The 15,395-nt window shown below is 72.9% G+C and carries 15 protein-coding genes; 8 read left to right on the forward strand and 7 right to left on the reverse strand.

Translation table 11 applies throughout. The features are described from left to right. Positions 1-257: 257 nt before the first annotated feature. Positions 258-1,706: a tannase/feruloyl esterase family alpha/beta hydrolase gene (locus ACFW2Y_RS04985; protein WP_384873664.1), complete on the reverse strand. Its 1,449-nt coding sequence runs from the start codon at positions 1,704-1,706 to the stop codon at positions 258-260. Positions 1,707-2,133: 427 nt separating this feature from the next. Between ACFW2Y_RS04985 and ACFW2Y_RS04990 the strand changes: the two genes are divergently transcribed. Beyond that, positions 2,134-3,084, forward strand: a complete 951-nt coding sequence (locus ACFW2Y_RS04990) for a hypothetical protein (protein WP_384873667.1) — start codon at positions 2,134-2,136, stop codon at positions 3,082-3,084. Between the two features lie 425 nt (positions 3,085-3,509). Further along, positions 3,510-3,734 carry a hypothetical protein gene (locus ACFW2Y_RS04995; RefSeq protein WP_384873669.1) on the forward strand — a complete coding sequence of 75 codons (225 nt, stop codon included), beginning with the start codon at positions 3,510-3,512 and terminating at the stop codon, positions 3,732-3,734. A 284-nt stretch (positions 3,735-4,018) separates the two neighbouring features. On the opposite strand, the gene ACFW2Y_RS05000 is transcribed toward ACFW2Y_RS04995, so the two are convergent. Continuing rightward, entirely contained in the window at positions 4,019-4,984 is a 966-nt protein-coding gene (locus ACFW2Y_RS05000; RefSeq protein ID WP_384873671.1) for a pirin family protein, read from the reverse strand. A 104-nt stretch (positions 4,985-5,088) separates the two neighbouring features. Between ACFW2Y_RS05000 and ACFW2Y_RS05005 the strand changes: the two genes are divergently transcribed. From ACFW2Y_RS05005 to ACFW2Y_RS05020, 4 genes are all read left to right on the forward strand, one after another. Then, entirely contained in the window at positions 5,089-5,433 is a 345-nt protein-coding gene (locus ACFW2Y_RS05005; RefSeq protein ID WP_384873674.1) for a tetratricopeptide repeat protein, read from the forward strand. A 94-nt stretch (positions 5,434-5,527) separates the two neighbouring features. Further along, on the forward strand, positions 5,528-5,914 hold the full coding sequence (locus ACFW2Y_RS05010) for a hypothetical protein (RefSeq protein ID WP_384873676.1): 387 nt from the start codon (positions 5,528-5,530) through the stop codon (positions 5,912-5,914). Between the two features lie 93 nt (positions 5,915-6,007). Next, positions 6,008-6,652: a DUF305 domain-containing protein gene (locus tag ACFW2Y_RS05015; protein WP_384873678.1), complete on the forward strand. Its 645-nt coding sequence runs from the start codon at positions 6,008-6,010 to the stop codon at positions 6,650-6,652. An 87-nt stretch (positions 6,653-6,739) separates the two neighbouring features. After that, the gene (locus ACFW2Y_RS05020) at positions 6,740-7,633 is read left to right on the forward strand and encodes a F510_1955 family glycosylhydrolase (RefSeq protein WP_384873681.1); all 894 of its coding nucleotides are present in this window, start codon (positions 6,740-6,742) and stop codon (positions 7,631-7,633) included. A gap of 49 nt (positions 7,634-7,682) precedes the next feature. Here ACFW2Y_RS05020 and ACFW2Y_RS05025 read toward each other — a convergent pair whose 3' ends face one another. Together ACFW2Y_RS05025 and ACFW2Y_RS05030 are read right to left on the reverse strand one after the other, a co-directional pair. Further along, positions 7,683-9,341, reverse strand: a complete 1,659-nt coding sequence (locus tag ACFW2Y_RS05025; protein WP_384873683.1) for an amidohydrolase — start codon at positions 9,339-9,341, stop codon at positions 7,683-7,685. Positions 9,342-9,459: 118 nt separating this feature from the next. Beyond that, on the reverse strand, positions 9,460-10,866 hold the full coding sequence (locus tag ACFW2Y_RS05030) for a purine-cytosine permease family protein (protein WP_384873686.1): 1,407 nt from the start codon (positions 10,864-10,866) through the stop codon (positions 9,460-9,462). Between the two features lie 172 nt (positions 10,867-11,038). On the opposite strand from ACFW2Y_RS05030, the gene ACFW2Y_RS05035 reads away from it, so the two are divergent. Continuing rightward, positions 11,039-11,683: a TetR/AcrR family transcriptional regulator gene (locus tag ACFW2Y_RS05035; RefSeq protein WP_384873689.1), complete on the forward strand. Its 645-nt coding sequence runs from the start codon at positions 11,039-11,041 to the stop codon at positions 11,681-11,683. A gap of 7 nt (positions 11,684-11,690) precedes the next feature. Here the strand turns inward: ACFW2Y_RS05035 and ACFW2Y_RS05040 are convergent, their stop codons facing one another. Next, on the reverse strand, positions 11,691-13,133 hold the full coding sequence (locus ACFW2Y_RS05040) for a dihydrolipoyl dehydrogenase family protein (RefSeq protein ID WP_384873692.1): 1,443 nt from the start codon (positions 13,131-13,133) through the stop codon (positions 11,691-11,693). Positions 13,134-13,248: 115 nt separating this feature from the next. On the opposite strand from ACFW2Y_RS05040, the gene trxA reads away from it, so the two are divergent. After that, entirely contained in the window at positions 13,249-13,614 is a 366-nt protein-coding gene (trxA, locus tag ACFW2Y_RS05045; RefSeq protein WP_384873695.1) for a thioredoxin, read from the forward strand. 72 nt (positions 13,615-13,686) lie between these two features. Here the strand turns inward: trxA and ACFW2Y_RS05050 are convergent, their stop codons facing one another. Then, complete coding sequence (locus ACFW2Y_RS05050) at positions 13,687-14,874, reverse strand: thiolase family protein (protein ID WP_384873698.1); 1,188 nt, start codon at positions 14,872-14,874, stop codon at positions 13,687-13,689. A 149-nt stretch (positions 14,875-15,023) separates the two neighbouring features. Continuing rightward, the gene (locus ACFW2Y_RS05055) at positions 15,024-15,293 is read right to left on the reverse strand and encodes a hypothetical protein (protein ID WP_384873701.1); all 270 of its coding nucleotides are present in this window, start codon (positions 15,291-15,293) and stop codon (positions 15,024-15,026) included. Positions 15,294-15,395 lie beyond the last annotated feature (102 nt).

Consider the following 15,395-nt stretch of genomic DNA (forward strand, 5'->3'; position numbering starts at 1 on the left):
GCATGATCCATTTCTATGGGTGTGCCGCGCCGAACCCGCCGGCGGGTCCCACCCGCCGGGCGTCAGCACCGCTGGGCGCTCAGCGCCGCACCTGGAGTCCGATCCCCGCCGGTCGCGAAGGCGTCCGTCGTGGACGACGCGGTGCGGCAGAGCTCCCCGAGCCCGGCCGCGCCGGAGGAGTCGGGCCGGGGAGCCGGGCCGGGGAGCGTGGCGGCCGGACCCGACCGGTCTCCACGGGGCAGCCGAGCGTCAGGCGCTCATGACGTGCCGCCGGCCCCACCGGTGTCCAGGGAGCAGTCGTTGGCCGAAGCCACCGCGGTCCGGCCGGCGGGCAGGGCGACGGTGCCCGAGGCCGGCGGGCGGTGCCCCTCGGCGAGCCAACCCTCCAGCGCGCTGAAGGCCTCCCGGTAGCACGGCGCGAGGGGCCGCAGCCGGTCCGGAAACACGTCCGCGAGGGCGTCGGTGTGGGTGCCGCCTTCGATGCGGTAGTAGCGGTGCAGGCGTTCCCGGCCGGCTTCGCGCACCATGCGGGCGTAGACGTCGGAGTCCTGGCTGATGGGCAGCAGGGCGTCCAGGGTTCCGTGCAGGGTGATCAGGGGCTTGCCGATGCGTCCGGTCAGCGCGATCTTCTCGACGGCCCGCCGGACCTCTTCGGGGCGGGTGGCGTAGTCGTAGTCGGTGTCACAGGCGGGCGTGCCCGTCGCGCAGTACGGGGTGCCCGCTTCGGTGGCGCCGTCGAAGTCGGGGTCCAACTCCTCGCGGTAGATGCGCTGGGTCAGGTCCCAGTAGACCTTGTGGTGGTACGGCCAGAGGAACTCGGTCTCGGCGGGGAACCCGGCCGCGTGCATGGCTTCCCGGGCCCGTTCGGCTCCTTCGCCGCCCGCTGCGTACACGGGATGGGCGCGCAGGGCCTTCGGCAGGAAGTCCAGCAGGGTGGGGCCGTCGGCACGCCAGAGGGTGCCCTCCCAGTCCACACCGCCGTCGTAGAGCTCGGGGTGGTTCTCCAACTGCCAGCGCACCAGGTAGCCGCCGTTGGACAGACCCGCGGCCAGGGTGCGGGACGGGGGCCGGTGGTACCGCTGGGAGATCGTGGCGCGAGCGGCACGGGTGAGCTGGGTGACCCGGTCGTTCCACTCGGCGATCGCGTCGCCGGGTGCCTTTCCGTCCCGGTAGAAGGCGAGCCCGGTGTTGCCCTTGTCGGTGGCGGCGTAGGCGTAACCACGGGCCAGCGCCCCGTCAGCGATGGCGCGGTCGTTGGCGTACTGCTCGCGGTTTCCGGGGGTGCCGGCCACGACGAGACCGCCGTTCCAGTGGTCGGGCAGGCGGATGACGAACTGGGCGTCGTGGTTCCAGCCGTGGTTGGTGTTGGTGGTGGACGTGTCGGGGAAGTAGCCGTCGATCTGGATGCCGGGCACTCCATTGGGGACGGTCAGCTCCTTCGGCGTCAGTCCCGCCCAATCGGCCGGATCGGTGTGCCCGGAGGCGACCGTGCCGGCCGTGGTGAGTTCGTCCAGGCACGCCGTCTGCTGGAGTTCGGCGCCCGGGACGCGAAGGTGGCCCATGCGGGCGCAGTGGCCCGCGCGGACGACGGGGTCCGCCGTCGCCGTCGCCGGCACCGCGGCGAGGGTGAGGGCAGCGAGGACGAGGGCCATCGGCCCGCCCCGCCGCCAGGAGTGCGAGGGGGAGGGGAAGGGGGAACGATGCATCGACGTGCCTCCGGGGCTCGTGGACGGGGACCTGCGGGAGGCTATGGCGCCGATCGGGCGCGGGACATGGGTACGCAGCCCACCGTCAGCACCTCTCTGGTGGGCTTGGCCACCATCCCGCCGCCGAGGAGGAGGGCGGACCCGCGCGGGCTCTGCTCCTGACTTCCGATCATGGGCTCGCCCCGTGGGCGGTCTTGGCATTCTCCTCGGGCGAGCCCGGCCGCCCCGCCCCCGTCGCCCCGGACCGACGGGTCCGCACCCTGCACACGGCACCGCCGGCACGGTCCTGCCCGCGGCCGGCGGCACGACGGCGCCCCGTCCTGCGGGGGCGGACGCCTGATCGCCGGCGCGGCAGACGGGCGCTTCCGGGGCCATGCGCCGACGGCCGGGCCGGCATGGTGCATGATGAGGGCCGGAGGGGATTTGAATGCGTTCAGAAATCCAGATGCCGGTGTCGGTCCGCGCCCGGGGACGCGCGAAGGACAGGTTCGGCGCCGTACTGACGGCGTCCGTCTCGGTGCTGTTCGTCGAGGCCGTGATCGGGATCACCGCGAACTTCACCTGGGAGCAGACGCAGGAAAGACCGCCCTTGCCCTACAACGCGCTGGGACTCGCCGTGCTGGTGATCGCCGCGCCGTTCATCGCGGCGCTCGGAGCCGTCCTGGGCACCCTGGTGACGGTCGGTGCGGTGATGCCGCTGCTGTCCGCGGCCTCATGGCTCGGCCGGAGGTTCTCCGGGCGGGAGGCATGGTGGTGGGTGCCCGTGACGACCGCCGCCGCGACCGCCCCACCGACCCTGGCACTGGCTCTCCTCACCGAGGCCGGCGTCGTGGCGTGCTCGGGCGGCTGGCTCGCCGTGACGGCCGCGCTGACCGCCCCCGCCCTGGTCGCCCGCAGACTGCTGCTGCCGGGGCGTCCGGCGCTCTCCGGAACCACGATGTTCGGACGGATCGCGCTGTACGGGACGCTCGCCGCCGTGACGGCCTGGACCCTCGCCGGCATCGCCCTGTACGCCGGCATCGGATACGAGCCCCCACGGCTGAGCACCGAGCAGATCGCCGGCACGTACTCCGACGGCAAGGGCGGCATCCTCACCCTCGCTCCGGACGGCACGGCCACCGCGACCCGTGTCGACACCTTCGCCTTCGACGACTCCCTCGACCCCTTCGAGCCCCAGGTCCACGCATGCACCGGCACGGGCACCTGGGCCTACGACCCCGCCGACGGCCCCCGCTCCCAGCAGGTCGACGTCACCGTCGACGCCTGCCCCGTGGGCATGGGGAACTGGGGGGTCTACGGCACCCGTGAGCACCCGAAGCTGTACGTCTTCATCGGTGACCCCGACGCGTGGGAGCTCTACGTCCTGCGGCATCACTAGCTCCACCGCCCGAGGGGGCGGCAGACGGACGCGGGAGCCCGAACCGGGAAGGCCGGCCGTGCACCGGGACGCGCTCCGCCGGGCGGCACCGGCTCGGGGGATTGCCGCCGTGGAGGCCGGGCCACCGGTCGTGAGCCGCCCGTCCCTCCCTCCCTCCGGGTCGGCGGGTTGCCGGGTTCTGGCAACGGGCCAGCACACCGGCTGCCGGGCTCCGCCGTTGCGGGGTGTCGGGGTCGGGGAACAGCATGGGCACGCGGCTGCACGGGTCGGCACGCAGAGCCGCGTCCCACCCGTACGACGGCAGGTCAGAACGCCCCGGCCTCGATGGGGGGCGTCGCCCGGGGCGTCACCGCCGGGTCACCACCGGCCTCGGCAGCCCCCGGCCCCGTGATGTGCGCGGCCTGCGCGGACGAAGGAGGAAGTAGATGGGCGCGGTCCTGATCCTGTTCGGCCTGCTCGGTGGAGTCGGCTTGCTGTTGGTGATCCTGCTGATGCGCCGCTCCGGCGGTCGGACGGACAGCGCCGACGGGCTACGGATCGAACACGAGGCCCGGCGCCAGGCCCGGACCGATCGCGTCTCCTACGACGCCTTCGCCGTCCACAACGCGATGCCCACCGCCAGCGACGGCTACCAACGGCGCCGGGGCTGAGCCGACCGGCCGGACTCCGTGCCGTTCGGACTCCGTGCCGTTCGGCAACGGTTCTCCGACGTCCCCCCGACGACGTGGATTCGCCCGACGCCGAGCACCTCGCCCGCTGCGTGCAGGCGTTCTCCCACCAGTGCGCACCGGGCACGACCCGGATCCGCTTCCGCTCGACGACCGGAAGCGCACCCTGCCGACCGGGCGACCGGAAAGGGGCGCGATGCGCACCTCTCGCCCAATCCCGCCGGCAGCCGCGGGGGCAGGTGTCCGCCCACCCGGGGAACCCCGGATCAGCGCACCCTCCCCCGCGCCTTCAGCTGCGTCGCCGGGACCTCCGGGGCGTCCAGCCGGTCCCCGTCGTACCCCTTGACCTCGCCGAAGCGGTCGCCCGTCATCCACGCCTCCCGCGCCTCGCGGATCTCCTCGTCCGTGCGGCCCACGAAGTTCCACCACATCACGATCTCCTCCTCGAAGGGCTCCCCGCCGAGGAGCATCAGGCCCGCGTCCGAGACGGCGCGGAGGGGGAGCTCGGCGCGACCGCAGCCCAGGTAGAGCATCGAACCGGGCAGGACGGGGACGCCGTCGACGAGGGCCTCGCCGGACATGGCGAGGACCGCGTATTCGAAGTCGGGCTCCAGGGGCAGCAGGGCCTCGGCGTCCGCGGCGAGGGCGAGGTCTGCGCCGACGAGGGGGGAGTACGCGGTGCCCGGCGAAACGGCGCCGTCGAGCGCTCCGAGGATCACCGTGGCGGTGAGGCCGGGCGCGGTGACCCGGGGAAGGTCGGCATGGTGCTGGAAGTGCGGTTCGACGTGGCGGTGGGCGCCGGGAAGCGCGACCCAGAGTTGCGCTCCGTGCAGGAAGCGGGCGTGCGACCGGGGGCTCTCCTCCGAGTGGGAGATCGCGCGACCCGAGGTCATCAGGCCCAGTTCGCGCGGACGGATCGTCTGCAGGCTGCCGAGCGAGTCGCGGTGCAGGACTTCCCCCTCGTGGAGCCAGCTGACCGTCTGCAGCCCCGTGTGGGGGTGGGGCGGGACCTGCATGCCGGGTTCGTCGGCGATGTCGTCGGGACCGTAGTGGTCGACGAAGGCCCAGGCTCCGACCATGCGCCGGCCGAGGTTCGGGAGCAGCCTGCGGACCTCGGTCGACTCTCCGAGCCGGACGTGACGGGGGCTGAGCAGCTCCCGTACCGGCTCGGCGACGACGAAGCCCCGACCGCCGCACACGGTCAGCGCGGCCTGACGATCAAGATTGCTCATGAGGCTCAACCCATTCTTAGTGGAATGTTCAACAGGCTGGTGGTGTTGACCCGGGCGACCACCTCACAGAGTGGCAGATCAGGGGCTCCGGAAAGGGCGAGCAAGTGAGCGACACGTACTACGAGTTCGGAACGGCCGGAGAGCGCTGGGACCGGGCCCGGCTCTTCTTCGAGGCGAAGGAGTACGGAACCGCCGTCCGCATCCTGCGGGGCCTCGTCGCCGAGCACCCGGACCAGACGGCCCAGCGACTCCTCCTGGCCAGGGCCTACTACCACTCCGCCCAGCTGTCCCGCGCCGAGGCCGAGCTGCGCACGATCCTGGAGCACGACCCGGTCGAGCACTACGCCCGCTTGATGCTCGGACGCACCCTGGAGCGCCAGGGCCGCCCCGACGAGGCCGCGCCGCACCTGCGGATGGCCGCGGCGATGGCGGGCGAGGTTCCCTCTTAACGCAGATCTGATACCCCCGCACGGTATCTTCGCCGCGGAGGTCATGACTGTGCGCACACACCCGGCGGGAAGCCGTGGGCGAGCAGGGGGTGCCGTGGCGCACCTCCTGCTCGTGGCCGTGCTCGCACTCGGGGTGTTCCTGATGCACTCCGTCGGTCACCCCGAGGGTTCGGGCGGGAACACGAGCGGCGCTTCCGCCCCTCATCACGGCACTTCCCAGGTCGATGCGGAGCACGTCTCCGCGGCACACGGCGAGGGGAGCACCGGCACCCGGCACGAGCCGGGCCCGGGCACGGACCTGACCGTGCTGTGCGTGGCCGTCCTCGGCTCCTGGCTGCTGGCCGGCCTCGTCAGGGCGGCACTCGGGCGCCGTCCCGACCGGCTCGCCCCCTTCCTCGCACGGTTCCGGCCCTCGCTCGGCCCGCACGCTCCGCCGCTCAGCCCCCCGTACCCCGCACGCTCGTCCGTCCTGCGGATCTAGACCGCTCCGCCGTCACGGGCCGCCCTCGGCCGCCCGTGCCCCACCCGGTCAGTCCTTTCCGTACGCACGAACACCACACGAGGTACCTCCGCCATGCGTGCCCCCATCCGTCCCACCACCCGTCGGCTCGCCCTCGTCGGCGCCGTCACCGGAGCGGCCTTCCTCCTCGCCGCCTGCGGCACCGACGACGACGCTCGAAGGAACGACGGCGGCACGTCCGCCGCCTCCCCGGACGCAGCAGCTTCCCCCGAGACCGCCGCAGGCGGCGGCGCCGCACCCGGCGCCTTCAACGACGCGGACGTCATGTTCGCGCAGATGATGATCCCCCACCACGAGCAGGCCCTGGAGATGGCGAGGCTCGCCGAAGGCCGGGCCTCGGACCCCGAGGTCAAGGAACTGGTGGCGGCGATCGAGCAGGCCCAGGACCCGGAGATCCAGAAGATGAAGGCCTGGCTGAAGGGCTGGGGTGCCCCCGGGGCCGCCGAGCACGGCTCCGGACACGGCATGGCCGGGATGATGTCCGCGCAGGACATGGAGCGTCTGGCCGCAGCCGAGGGCGAAAGCTTCGACCGCGCGTTCGCCGAGCTGATGACCGCCCACCACGACGGAGCCGTCGCCATGGCGAAGGACGAACTGCGGAAGGGGCTCAACCCCACGGCCAAGGAGCTGGCCGACGACGTCGTCCGGACGCAGTCCGCCGAGATCGGGCGACTGCGGACCGTCCTCGACCGGCTCTGATACCGCCCCGTCACCCCGCGCGCCGCGGCTCGTCCCCCGCGGGGTACGAGCCGCCGTGCCCTCCCTCATCCCTTCGGCGAAGGAACCATGAACACGACCTCTTCCGGCCGCCGCCCGGCCGTATCCATCGGCGCCGCCCTCGGCGCCGTCGTCCTCGCCCTGGCCCTCGGTGCCTGTTCCTCGGGGAACACGGCCGACGGAGCCGGATCCGACCCGGTCCTCAGCCACGTCCACGGCCTCGGACTGCACGACGACACCCTCTACGTCGCCACCCACCAGGGCCTCCACACCCCGGACCCCGAAGGCAGGCCGACCCCGGTCGGCGACCGGCGCGACGACTTCATGGGCTTCACGGTCACCGGTGCGGGCACCTTCCTCGCGAGCGGACACCCTGCGCCCGGCACCGGCAGCAAGGGGCCCGCCGACCTGGGACTCATCGCCTCGACGGACTCCGGCCTCAGCTGGCAGGAGAAGTCCCTCGCGGGGAAGGTCGACTTCCACGCCCTCGACACCGCGTCCGACTCCACCGTCTACGGCTACGACGGCGCCGCCGGCCTCCTGCGGGTGAGCTCCGACGGGGTCACCTGGGAGGACCGCGCGACCCTGCGCGCACTCGACATCGCCGTCTCCCCCGATGCGCCGGGAACCGTCCTCGCCACCACCGAGGCCGGCGTGGTCCGCTCCACGGACGGTGGCCGGACCTTCGCGGCGGCTTCCGGCCCGGTCCTCGCATACGTCTCCTGGGGGACTGCTGACGCCCCGTTCGGCATCGACCCGAGCGGTGTCCTCTTCCGCGGCACCTCCGACGGCACCGCCTGGGAGAGGGTCGGTGGCGTGCCGGGCGGAGCCCCGCAGGCGCTCACCGCCGTGGACGGCAGCCGGCTGTTCGTCGCCACCCAGGACGGGGTGTACGAGTCACGGGACGGGGGTCGCGGCTTCGACCGGCGCATGGCGGTGGAGACCGGGAACGACGGCCACTGAGCAGCGGGGCGTTCCGCCCGCCCGGGGAGCGGGCGGGCGGCCCCGTCCGTCACGCGCCGCCGCGCCGCTCGACGACCACCTCGCCACCGACCGCCACCGTCTCCGCCACCGTGCCCGGGATCTCCTCGGGGTCCACGCGGAGGATGTCGCGGGAGAGGACGACGAAGTCGGCGAGCTTCCCCACCGTCAACGAGCCCCGCTCGTGTTCGAGGAAGTTGGCGTGGGCGGAGCCCATCGTGTAGCCCTCGACGGCGGTGGCGACGTCGATCGTCTCGCCCGCCGTCCAGGGCTCGCCACCACCGCGCGGACGGCGGGTGACGGCTGCGTGGATGCCGACCATGGGGTCCATCTCGGCGACGTTCCAGTCGCTGGAGAGCGCGAGGACCGCTCCTGCCTCGTTCAGGCTGCGCAGCGGCCAGGCCTTGTGCCAGCGCTCCGGGCCGACGTTCTCGGCCCAGTCCCGGCCGGGGCCCGCGATGTCCGGGGCGGCGTGTCGGGGCTGCATGCAGGCGGTGACGCCGAGGGCGGCGAAGCGCGGGGTGTCGGCGGGGTCGAGGCATTCGACGTGCACGATCTGGTGGCGCGCGTCGCGGGGCCCGTTGACGGCGCGCGCCCGTTCCACGGCGTCCAGCACGGTGCGGATGCCCCGGTCGCCGGTGGCGTGGACGAAGCACTGGAAGCCGCGCGCGTCGAGTCGGGTGAGCAGCTCGGCGAACTCCTCGGCCGGGTAGAAGGTGTCGCCCCGGTGGTGGGAGCAGCCGGCGTACGGTTCCAGGAGCGCGGCGGTGCGGGGCTCGACGACGTCGTCGATGTACAGCTTGAGCGGACCGACCCGGAACCGGTCGTCGGCGTACCGGGCTGCCGCGGCCTGGAAGGCGTCGAGGTCCGCGGTGCTGGTGCCGCGCGGGTGGAAGAGTGCGGCAACGATCCGGGAACGCAACCGCCCCTCGGCGCGGGCGCGCTCGAAGAGGGCGAGGTCGTCGAGGGAGTTCTGCGGCTCGACGACGGTGGTGATGCCGTAGCCGATGGCGTCGTCCAGGCTCTTGGCGAGCCGTGCGTACTGGCGGTCCGGCGAGGCCCAGGGCAGGCCGAGCGCGCGCAGGGCGCGATGGCCTTCGCGGGAGAGGCCCTTGACGGCGAAGTCCTTGACGAAGCCGGTGGGTTCGCCGGTGGCCGGGTCGGTGACGGCCCGTCCGAAGGGCAGGTCGGTGTGGTCGCGGTCGATGCCGAGGCGGCGGAGGCCTGCGGTGTTGAGCCAGGCGGTGTGGACGTCGTAGCTGAGGACGAGGGCCGGGGTGTCACCGGTGGCCGGGTCCAGGTCGGCGGCGGTGGGCATCCGCCCCTCGGGGACGGCCGAGTAGTCGAAGGCCTCGGCCTCGATCCATTCGGCGTCCGGATGGGCGGCGTGCCAGGTGCGGATGCGTCGGTGGATCTCGTCGAGGTCGCCGGCTCCGGCGAGTTGGGCGCAGGCGTCGTCAGAGCCGAGGCGGACGTGGTTGTGGGCGTCGACGAAACCGGGCAGGACGAGGCGTCCGGCGGCGTCGAGGACCCGCGTGTCGGGTCCGGTCCAGACGTCGGCCCCGGCATCGGAGCCGATCCAGACGATGCGGCCGGCACGGACGGCGAGGGCTTGGGCCTCGGGAAGCTCGGGGTCGACGGTGTGGATGCGGGCCCCGGTGAGGACGAGGTCGGCGGGGATGCGGTTCATGGGGTGCGGCTCCGTGTCGTACGGGTGGTGGGGCGGGCCGGGGCGGGACACCGACCGGGAGCGTGGCCGTGCGTGCTGGGGCACGGGGGTGCTCCCCGCGCAGGGCGGGTGGGGGTGCTCAGGAGGTGACCGGGGTGACCCGCCCGCGGGCGAGGAGCACATAGGTCAGGGCGGAGACGACCGAACCGAGCAGGGTGAGGTCCGCGCCGCCGAGCGGGGCGACGAGCGGACCGGTCCACAGTTCGGAGTCACAGGTCAGCGCCGAGAAGAGCAGTCCGGTGAGGAGCGCGGCCGCGCCGGCCGGATGCCAGCCGGACCGGTACCAGTAGGCGCCGCTTCCGTCGGCGTGTAGCGCATCGGTGTCGTAGGTGCAGCGGCGGAGCACCATGTCGGCGAGGAAGACCCCGCCCCAGGGGGCGAAGACGATGATCAGGAGGGAGAGGAAGGAGAGGAGCGAGGTGGTGAAGTCGGCGAGGAAGAGTGCGCCGAGGGAGCCCACCGCGGTGACGGCCGCGCTGATGACGATGGCGCGGGCCCGGGTCCAGGGGATGCCGAGGACCTGGAGGTTCAGGCTCGACGAGTAGAGCGTGATGATCGAGTTGGTGACGGAGCCGCCGAGGACCAGTGCGAGGAAGAGGGGTTGGAACCAGCCGGGGAGGAGGCTCTCGGTGCCTGCGACGGCGTCGGTCATGTCGACCTGGGTCGCTGCGGCGACTCCGGCGACGCCCAGGGCCACGGAGGAGAGGAAGCCGCCGAGGGCGCCGCTCCAGGTGACGGCTCTGAGGCGGGTGGTACGGGGGAGGTAGCGGGTGTAGTCGGCGGGCATGGGGAGGTAGGAGAAGGGGCCGGCGAGCATGACGACGAAGGCGAGGCTCCAGCCCGAGGCTCCGGGTGCGGCGGCGGGGGCGGAGGTGTCGGCGCCGGGCAGCAGCAGGACGAGGAGGGCGGCGAAGCCCGCGGCGAGGACGTACGCCATCCAACGTTCGGCGAACTGCACGGTGGCGTGGCCCCAGAGGGCGACGGCGAAGGTCAGGGCGAGGGTGACGGCGAGGGCGAGGGCCCGGGTGGCGTGTCCACCGTTCCAGCCGAGGTCGGCGAAGAAGGCTTCGAGCGCCAGGGTGCCCACCACGGTGTTGACGATGGTGTAGCCGATGCTGACGATCCAGTTGAGGAGGCCGGCGGGCCAGTTACCTCGGCGCCCGAAGGCCGCGCGGGAGATGACGAGGGTGGCGGTGCCGGTGCGGACTCCGCTGAGCCCGGCGGCGCCGATGACCAGGAAGGCGAGGCCGCCCACCACCACGACGGCGGTGGCCTGCCAGAAGGAGAGCCCGAAGGCGACGGCGAGGGCGCCGTTGATGACGTAGGTGAAGGTGAGGTTCGAGCCGAACCAGAGCCAGAAGACGTCCTTGGCGTCGCCGTGCCGCTCGGCGTCGGGGATCGGGTCGATGCCGTGCTCCTCGACCTGGAAGACCTCGTCGGTCGCCGTTCGGTCCGTGGTCACGGGCGCCGTGTCGCGTGCGAGCACATCGCACTCCTCTCGCGGAGAAAACCTTGAATGCCGTTCTAATTTTTAGAACGGCATTCAAGATGTGGGACGGGCCCGGGGCGCGTCAAGACCCGAGGAGGGTGCGGTTAAGGTCGATCCCGCAGACAGCGGAGTCGCGGGGCGCGCGACGCACAGGACGGGGACGACTGCAGTGGCAGGCTCAACACGGCGGAGGGACGGGAACGTCACCCAGGAGCGGATGCTCGAGGAGGCCATGGCGGCGATCGCCGAGGACGGCCTCGCGTCCCTCACCATGGCGGCGCTCGCCGAGCGGCTCGGGACGAGCGGCGGCCACATCCTCTACTACTTCGGCAGCAAGGACCTCCTGCTGCTGGCGGCCCTCCGGTGGAGCGAGGCGGCACTGGCCGAGGAACGACGCGCGCTCCTCGGCCGACGCACCACGGCCGAGCGCAAGCTCGACCTCTTCCTCCGGCTCTACCTTCCTCGCGGCCCCCGCGACCCGCGTTGGACGCTGTGGATCGAGCTGTGGGCCCGCACGCCTGGCAACGCCGGGCTCCGCGAGGCCCAGGTGGAACTCGACGCGGCCTGGCAGACAGACCTGGAGGCCCTGCTGACGGCGGGGGTGGCACGCCGGCGCTTCGCACCGCTCGACGCGGGCGCCCGTGCCTCCGAACTCCTTGCCCTGCTGGACGGGTTGAGCACTCGGGTGGTCCTGGGGCAGGAGTCGGGTCGGGACGCCCGGCCGGCCCTGGAGGTAGCGCGCTCGGCAGCCCGCGCATTGGTCCCCCCGTACCCGGGCGAGACCGGCGGGCCCGCCCGCAACGCCGACGGGTGACGCGGCATCAGCCCCGGTACGCCTCCAGGAGGCGCAGCCACGCCTCGCTCAGCGTCGGATACGCGGGAACGGCGTGCCAGAGCCTGGCGATCGGGACCTCCCCCGCGACGGCGACCGTCGCCGAGTGGAGGAGCTCTCCGATGCCGGGCCCGACGAAGGCTGCGCCGAGGACCACCTCCCGGTCGAGGTCGACGACCATGCGCGCGTGCCCCCGGTAGCCCTGGGCGTACAGGTCCGCGCCCGCGACCTGCCGCAGGTCCACGTCGACGGCCCGCACCCGGTGGCCCGCGCGTTCCGCCGCGGCGAGGGTGAGCCCCACGGCAGCCGCTTCGGGGTCGCTGAACACGACCTGCGGCAGGGCGGCGCGGTCGGCCGTGGCCGCGTGCGCACCCCACTGTCCGGTGTCCAAAGGAGCGTCGCCGTGCGCCCGGGCGGCGATCGCGGCACCGGCGATGCGGGCTTGGTACTTGCCCTGGTGCGTCATGAGCGCACGGTGGTTGACGTCCCCGACGGCATAGAGCCAGTCGCTGCCGGTGACCCGCAGGCTGTCGTCGACGTCGAGCCAAGAGCCCGGCGTCAGGCCGACGGTCTCCAGGCCGACGTCTTCGGTGCGCGGCTTCCGACCGGTCGCGAAGAGGACCTCGTCGCCCTCGACGTGGTCGCCGCCCTCCAGCACCACGGTGACCGGCCCGGTGCCCCCGTCGCGCACCACGGCACTCACCGAAACCCCCGTGCGGACGTCCGCCCCGCGCATGGCGAGCGCATCCGCCACGTGCTCGCCGAGGAACGGCTCCATGCGCGGCAGCAGCCCCCGGCCCCGCACCAGCAGGGTCACCTTCGCCCCGAGGGCCTGCCACGCGGTGGCTATCTCCACGCCGACCACTCCCCCACCGACCACGACGAGCCTCTCGGGCACCCGGTCGGAGCTGGTCGCCTCACGGCTGGTCCACGGGTGCGCCCCCGGCAGCCCCGGAAGTTCGGGAAGGAGGGCGCGGGTGCCGGTGCAGAGGGCGACCGCGTGGCGGGCCGTGAGCAGGTGGAGCTCCCCCTCGGGGCCCGCCACCTCGACCCGGCGCGGTCCCCGGAGCCGGCCGTGGCCGCGGAACACCCGGGCCCCGATCGAGTCCAGCCAGTCGATCTGGCCGTCGTCCTTCCAGTCACCGACGACGGAGTCGCGGTGCGCGAAGACCTCCATCGCGTCCAAGGGGCCGTACACCGCCTTCCGCAGTCCGGCGACCTTCCGGGCGTCGGAGCGGGCCAGGGCGGGGCGGAGGAGCGCCTTGCTGGGCATGCACGCCCAGTACGAGCACTCGCCGCCGATCAACTCTCCCTCGACGATCGCCGCGCTGAGACCGGCTGCCCGTACCCGGTCGACGACGTTCTCGCCGACCGGACCCGCGCCGATCACGACCACGTCGAAGGCGTGCTCGTCTTCCACCATTCGTGTCATGGCTCCCAGTCTGGTGGGAGCGGTCCGGAATAGCGCGGCTCGATACGCCGTTGTGCCCGACGAGTCCCCAGGGAACCGTGAGGACCACCACCAGGAGACCCGAAAGGCAGGCAGCATGAGCACCGTAGAGCTCACCAAGGACAACTTCGACGAGATCGTGAGCGGGAACGGGTTCGTCCTCATCGACTTCTGGGCTTCGTGGTGCGGTCCTTGCCGTCAGTTCGGACCGGTCTTCGAAGCGGCTTCCGAGCGCCACCAGGACCTCGTCTTCGCCAAGGTGGACACCGAGGCGCAGCAGGAGCTCGCGGCGGCGTTCGAGATCCGCTCGATCCCGACCCTGATGATCGTCCGTGACAAGGTGGCCGTGTTCGCGCAGCCCGGCGCGCTGCCGGAGGCGGCGCTGGAGGACGTCATCGGTCAGGCGCGGAAGCTGGACATGGACGAGGTCCGCAAGTCCATCGCGGACGCCCAGGCGAAGTGAGTCGCGCCGAGTGGGGTGCGGGAGGACTTCCCGCACCCCACTCGCGCGCCGTGCGACGCCGACCGTCCGGAGTCAGCGCTCCAGGACCAGCGCGAGGCCCTGGCCGACGCCGATGCAGAGCGCGGCGAGGCCCGTACCGGAACCCGCCGCCGCGAGCTGGTGGGCCACCGAACCCGCCAGGCGGGCGCCGGAGGCCCCCAGGGGGTGGCCGATCGCAACGGCTCCGCCGCGCGGGTTGACGATCTCGGGGTCGAGTTCCGGCCATTCGGCGAGGCAGCCGAGGGACTGTGCGGCAAAGGCCTCGTTGAGCTCGAAGGTCGTGAGGTCGGCGAAGGAACGTCCGGCCTTCCCCAGGGCCCGGCGGACGGCCTCCACCGGGCCGAGGCCGAAGAGCTGGGGTTCGATGCCGGTGACCGCGGAGGTGCGGATCCGGGCGAGCGGCTCCCGGCCGGTCTCCCGCAGCCCTTCCTCGTCGACGAGGAGCAGCGCCGCCGCACCGTCGTTGAGCGGCGAGGAGTTGCCCGCCGTGACGGTGCCGCCTTCGGGGCGGAAGGAGGGCTTGAGCTTGGCGAGGGCCTCCATCGACGTGGTGTCGCGAATGCACTCGTCACGGCCGAGGTCCACGCCCGGGTAGGGGACGACCTCGTCGTCGTGGAGGCCCTTCGCCCAGGCCTCAGCCGCCTTGCGGTGGCTGGCGAGGGCGAAGGCGTCCTGCTGCTCCCGGGTGATGCCGTGCTTGTCGGCGACGAGTTCCGCGCCCTCCCCCAGGGAGACCGTCCACTCGGCGGGCATCCGCGGGTTCGTCATGCGCCAGCCGAGGGTCGTGGAGTGGAGCTGCTGGTGACCGGCGGGGAAGGCCCGCTCCGGCTTCTGCAGGACCCAGGGGGCGCGGGACATCGACTCGACGCCGCCCGCGATCGCCACGGAGGCGTCGCCGAGCGCGATGGCGCGGGCGGCCTGGATCACGGCTTCGAGGCCGGAGCCGCAGAGGCGGTTGACGGTCACTCCGGGAACGCTGACGGGCAGCCCGGCGAGCAGGACCGCCATCCGTGCGACGTCGCGGTTGTCCTCGCCCGCGCCGTTCGCGTCGCCGAAGTAGACGTCGTCCACCCGTGCGGGGTCGAGCGCGGGCGAACGGTCGACGAGCGCCCGGACGACGTGGGCCGCGAGGTCGTCGGGGCGCACCGGGGCGAGGGCACCCCCGAACTTCCCGATCGGGGTGCGGACGGCGTCGACGATGTAGACGTCGCGGATGCTCATCGGTTCTCTCCCACGTGACCTGCGGAACGACACTGTTCGCCGGGCGAGGCAATCTTCACCCGGATGCGCGCGCAGGGTCTCTCCCGACGGCCCGTCGTGTCAACGGGCCGTTTCGGAACGATCGGGAGGATGCGGGAGGTACCGGACGGTCATCCCGGCGCCACGGGCCGGACGAGCGCCGTGAGGCCGTAGTCGAGTTCGCGGCCGTCGACGAGCAGCGCCTCGACCGTGAGCGTCCCGGGGTCGACGTCGGCCCGGATGCCGTGCCCCTCGTAGATCGGATAGCCCGACTCCCCGTGCCGCCCGGTGGCCTCGACCACGGCCGAACGGACGGCGCTGTCCGCGACGGAGGCCCCGCCCCGGTCCTCGACGTGCTCGGGCACCAACAGGATCTCGAACCGCTTCGGAACTGTGCTCATGCACCGAAACTAAGCGCTCACCGGAACTCTCGCCGGACGGCACCGGTTGCGGGGAGGAAGCGGATGACCAGCGGGGTCGCCGTCCGGTCCGGGAGCCGCGGG

It is taken from the genome of Streptomyces sp. NPDC058877, assembly GCF_042742855.1.
GTDB lineage: Bacteria > Actinomycetota > Actinomycetes > Streptomycetales > Streptomycetaceae > Streptomyces.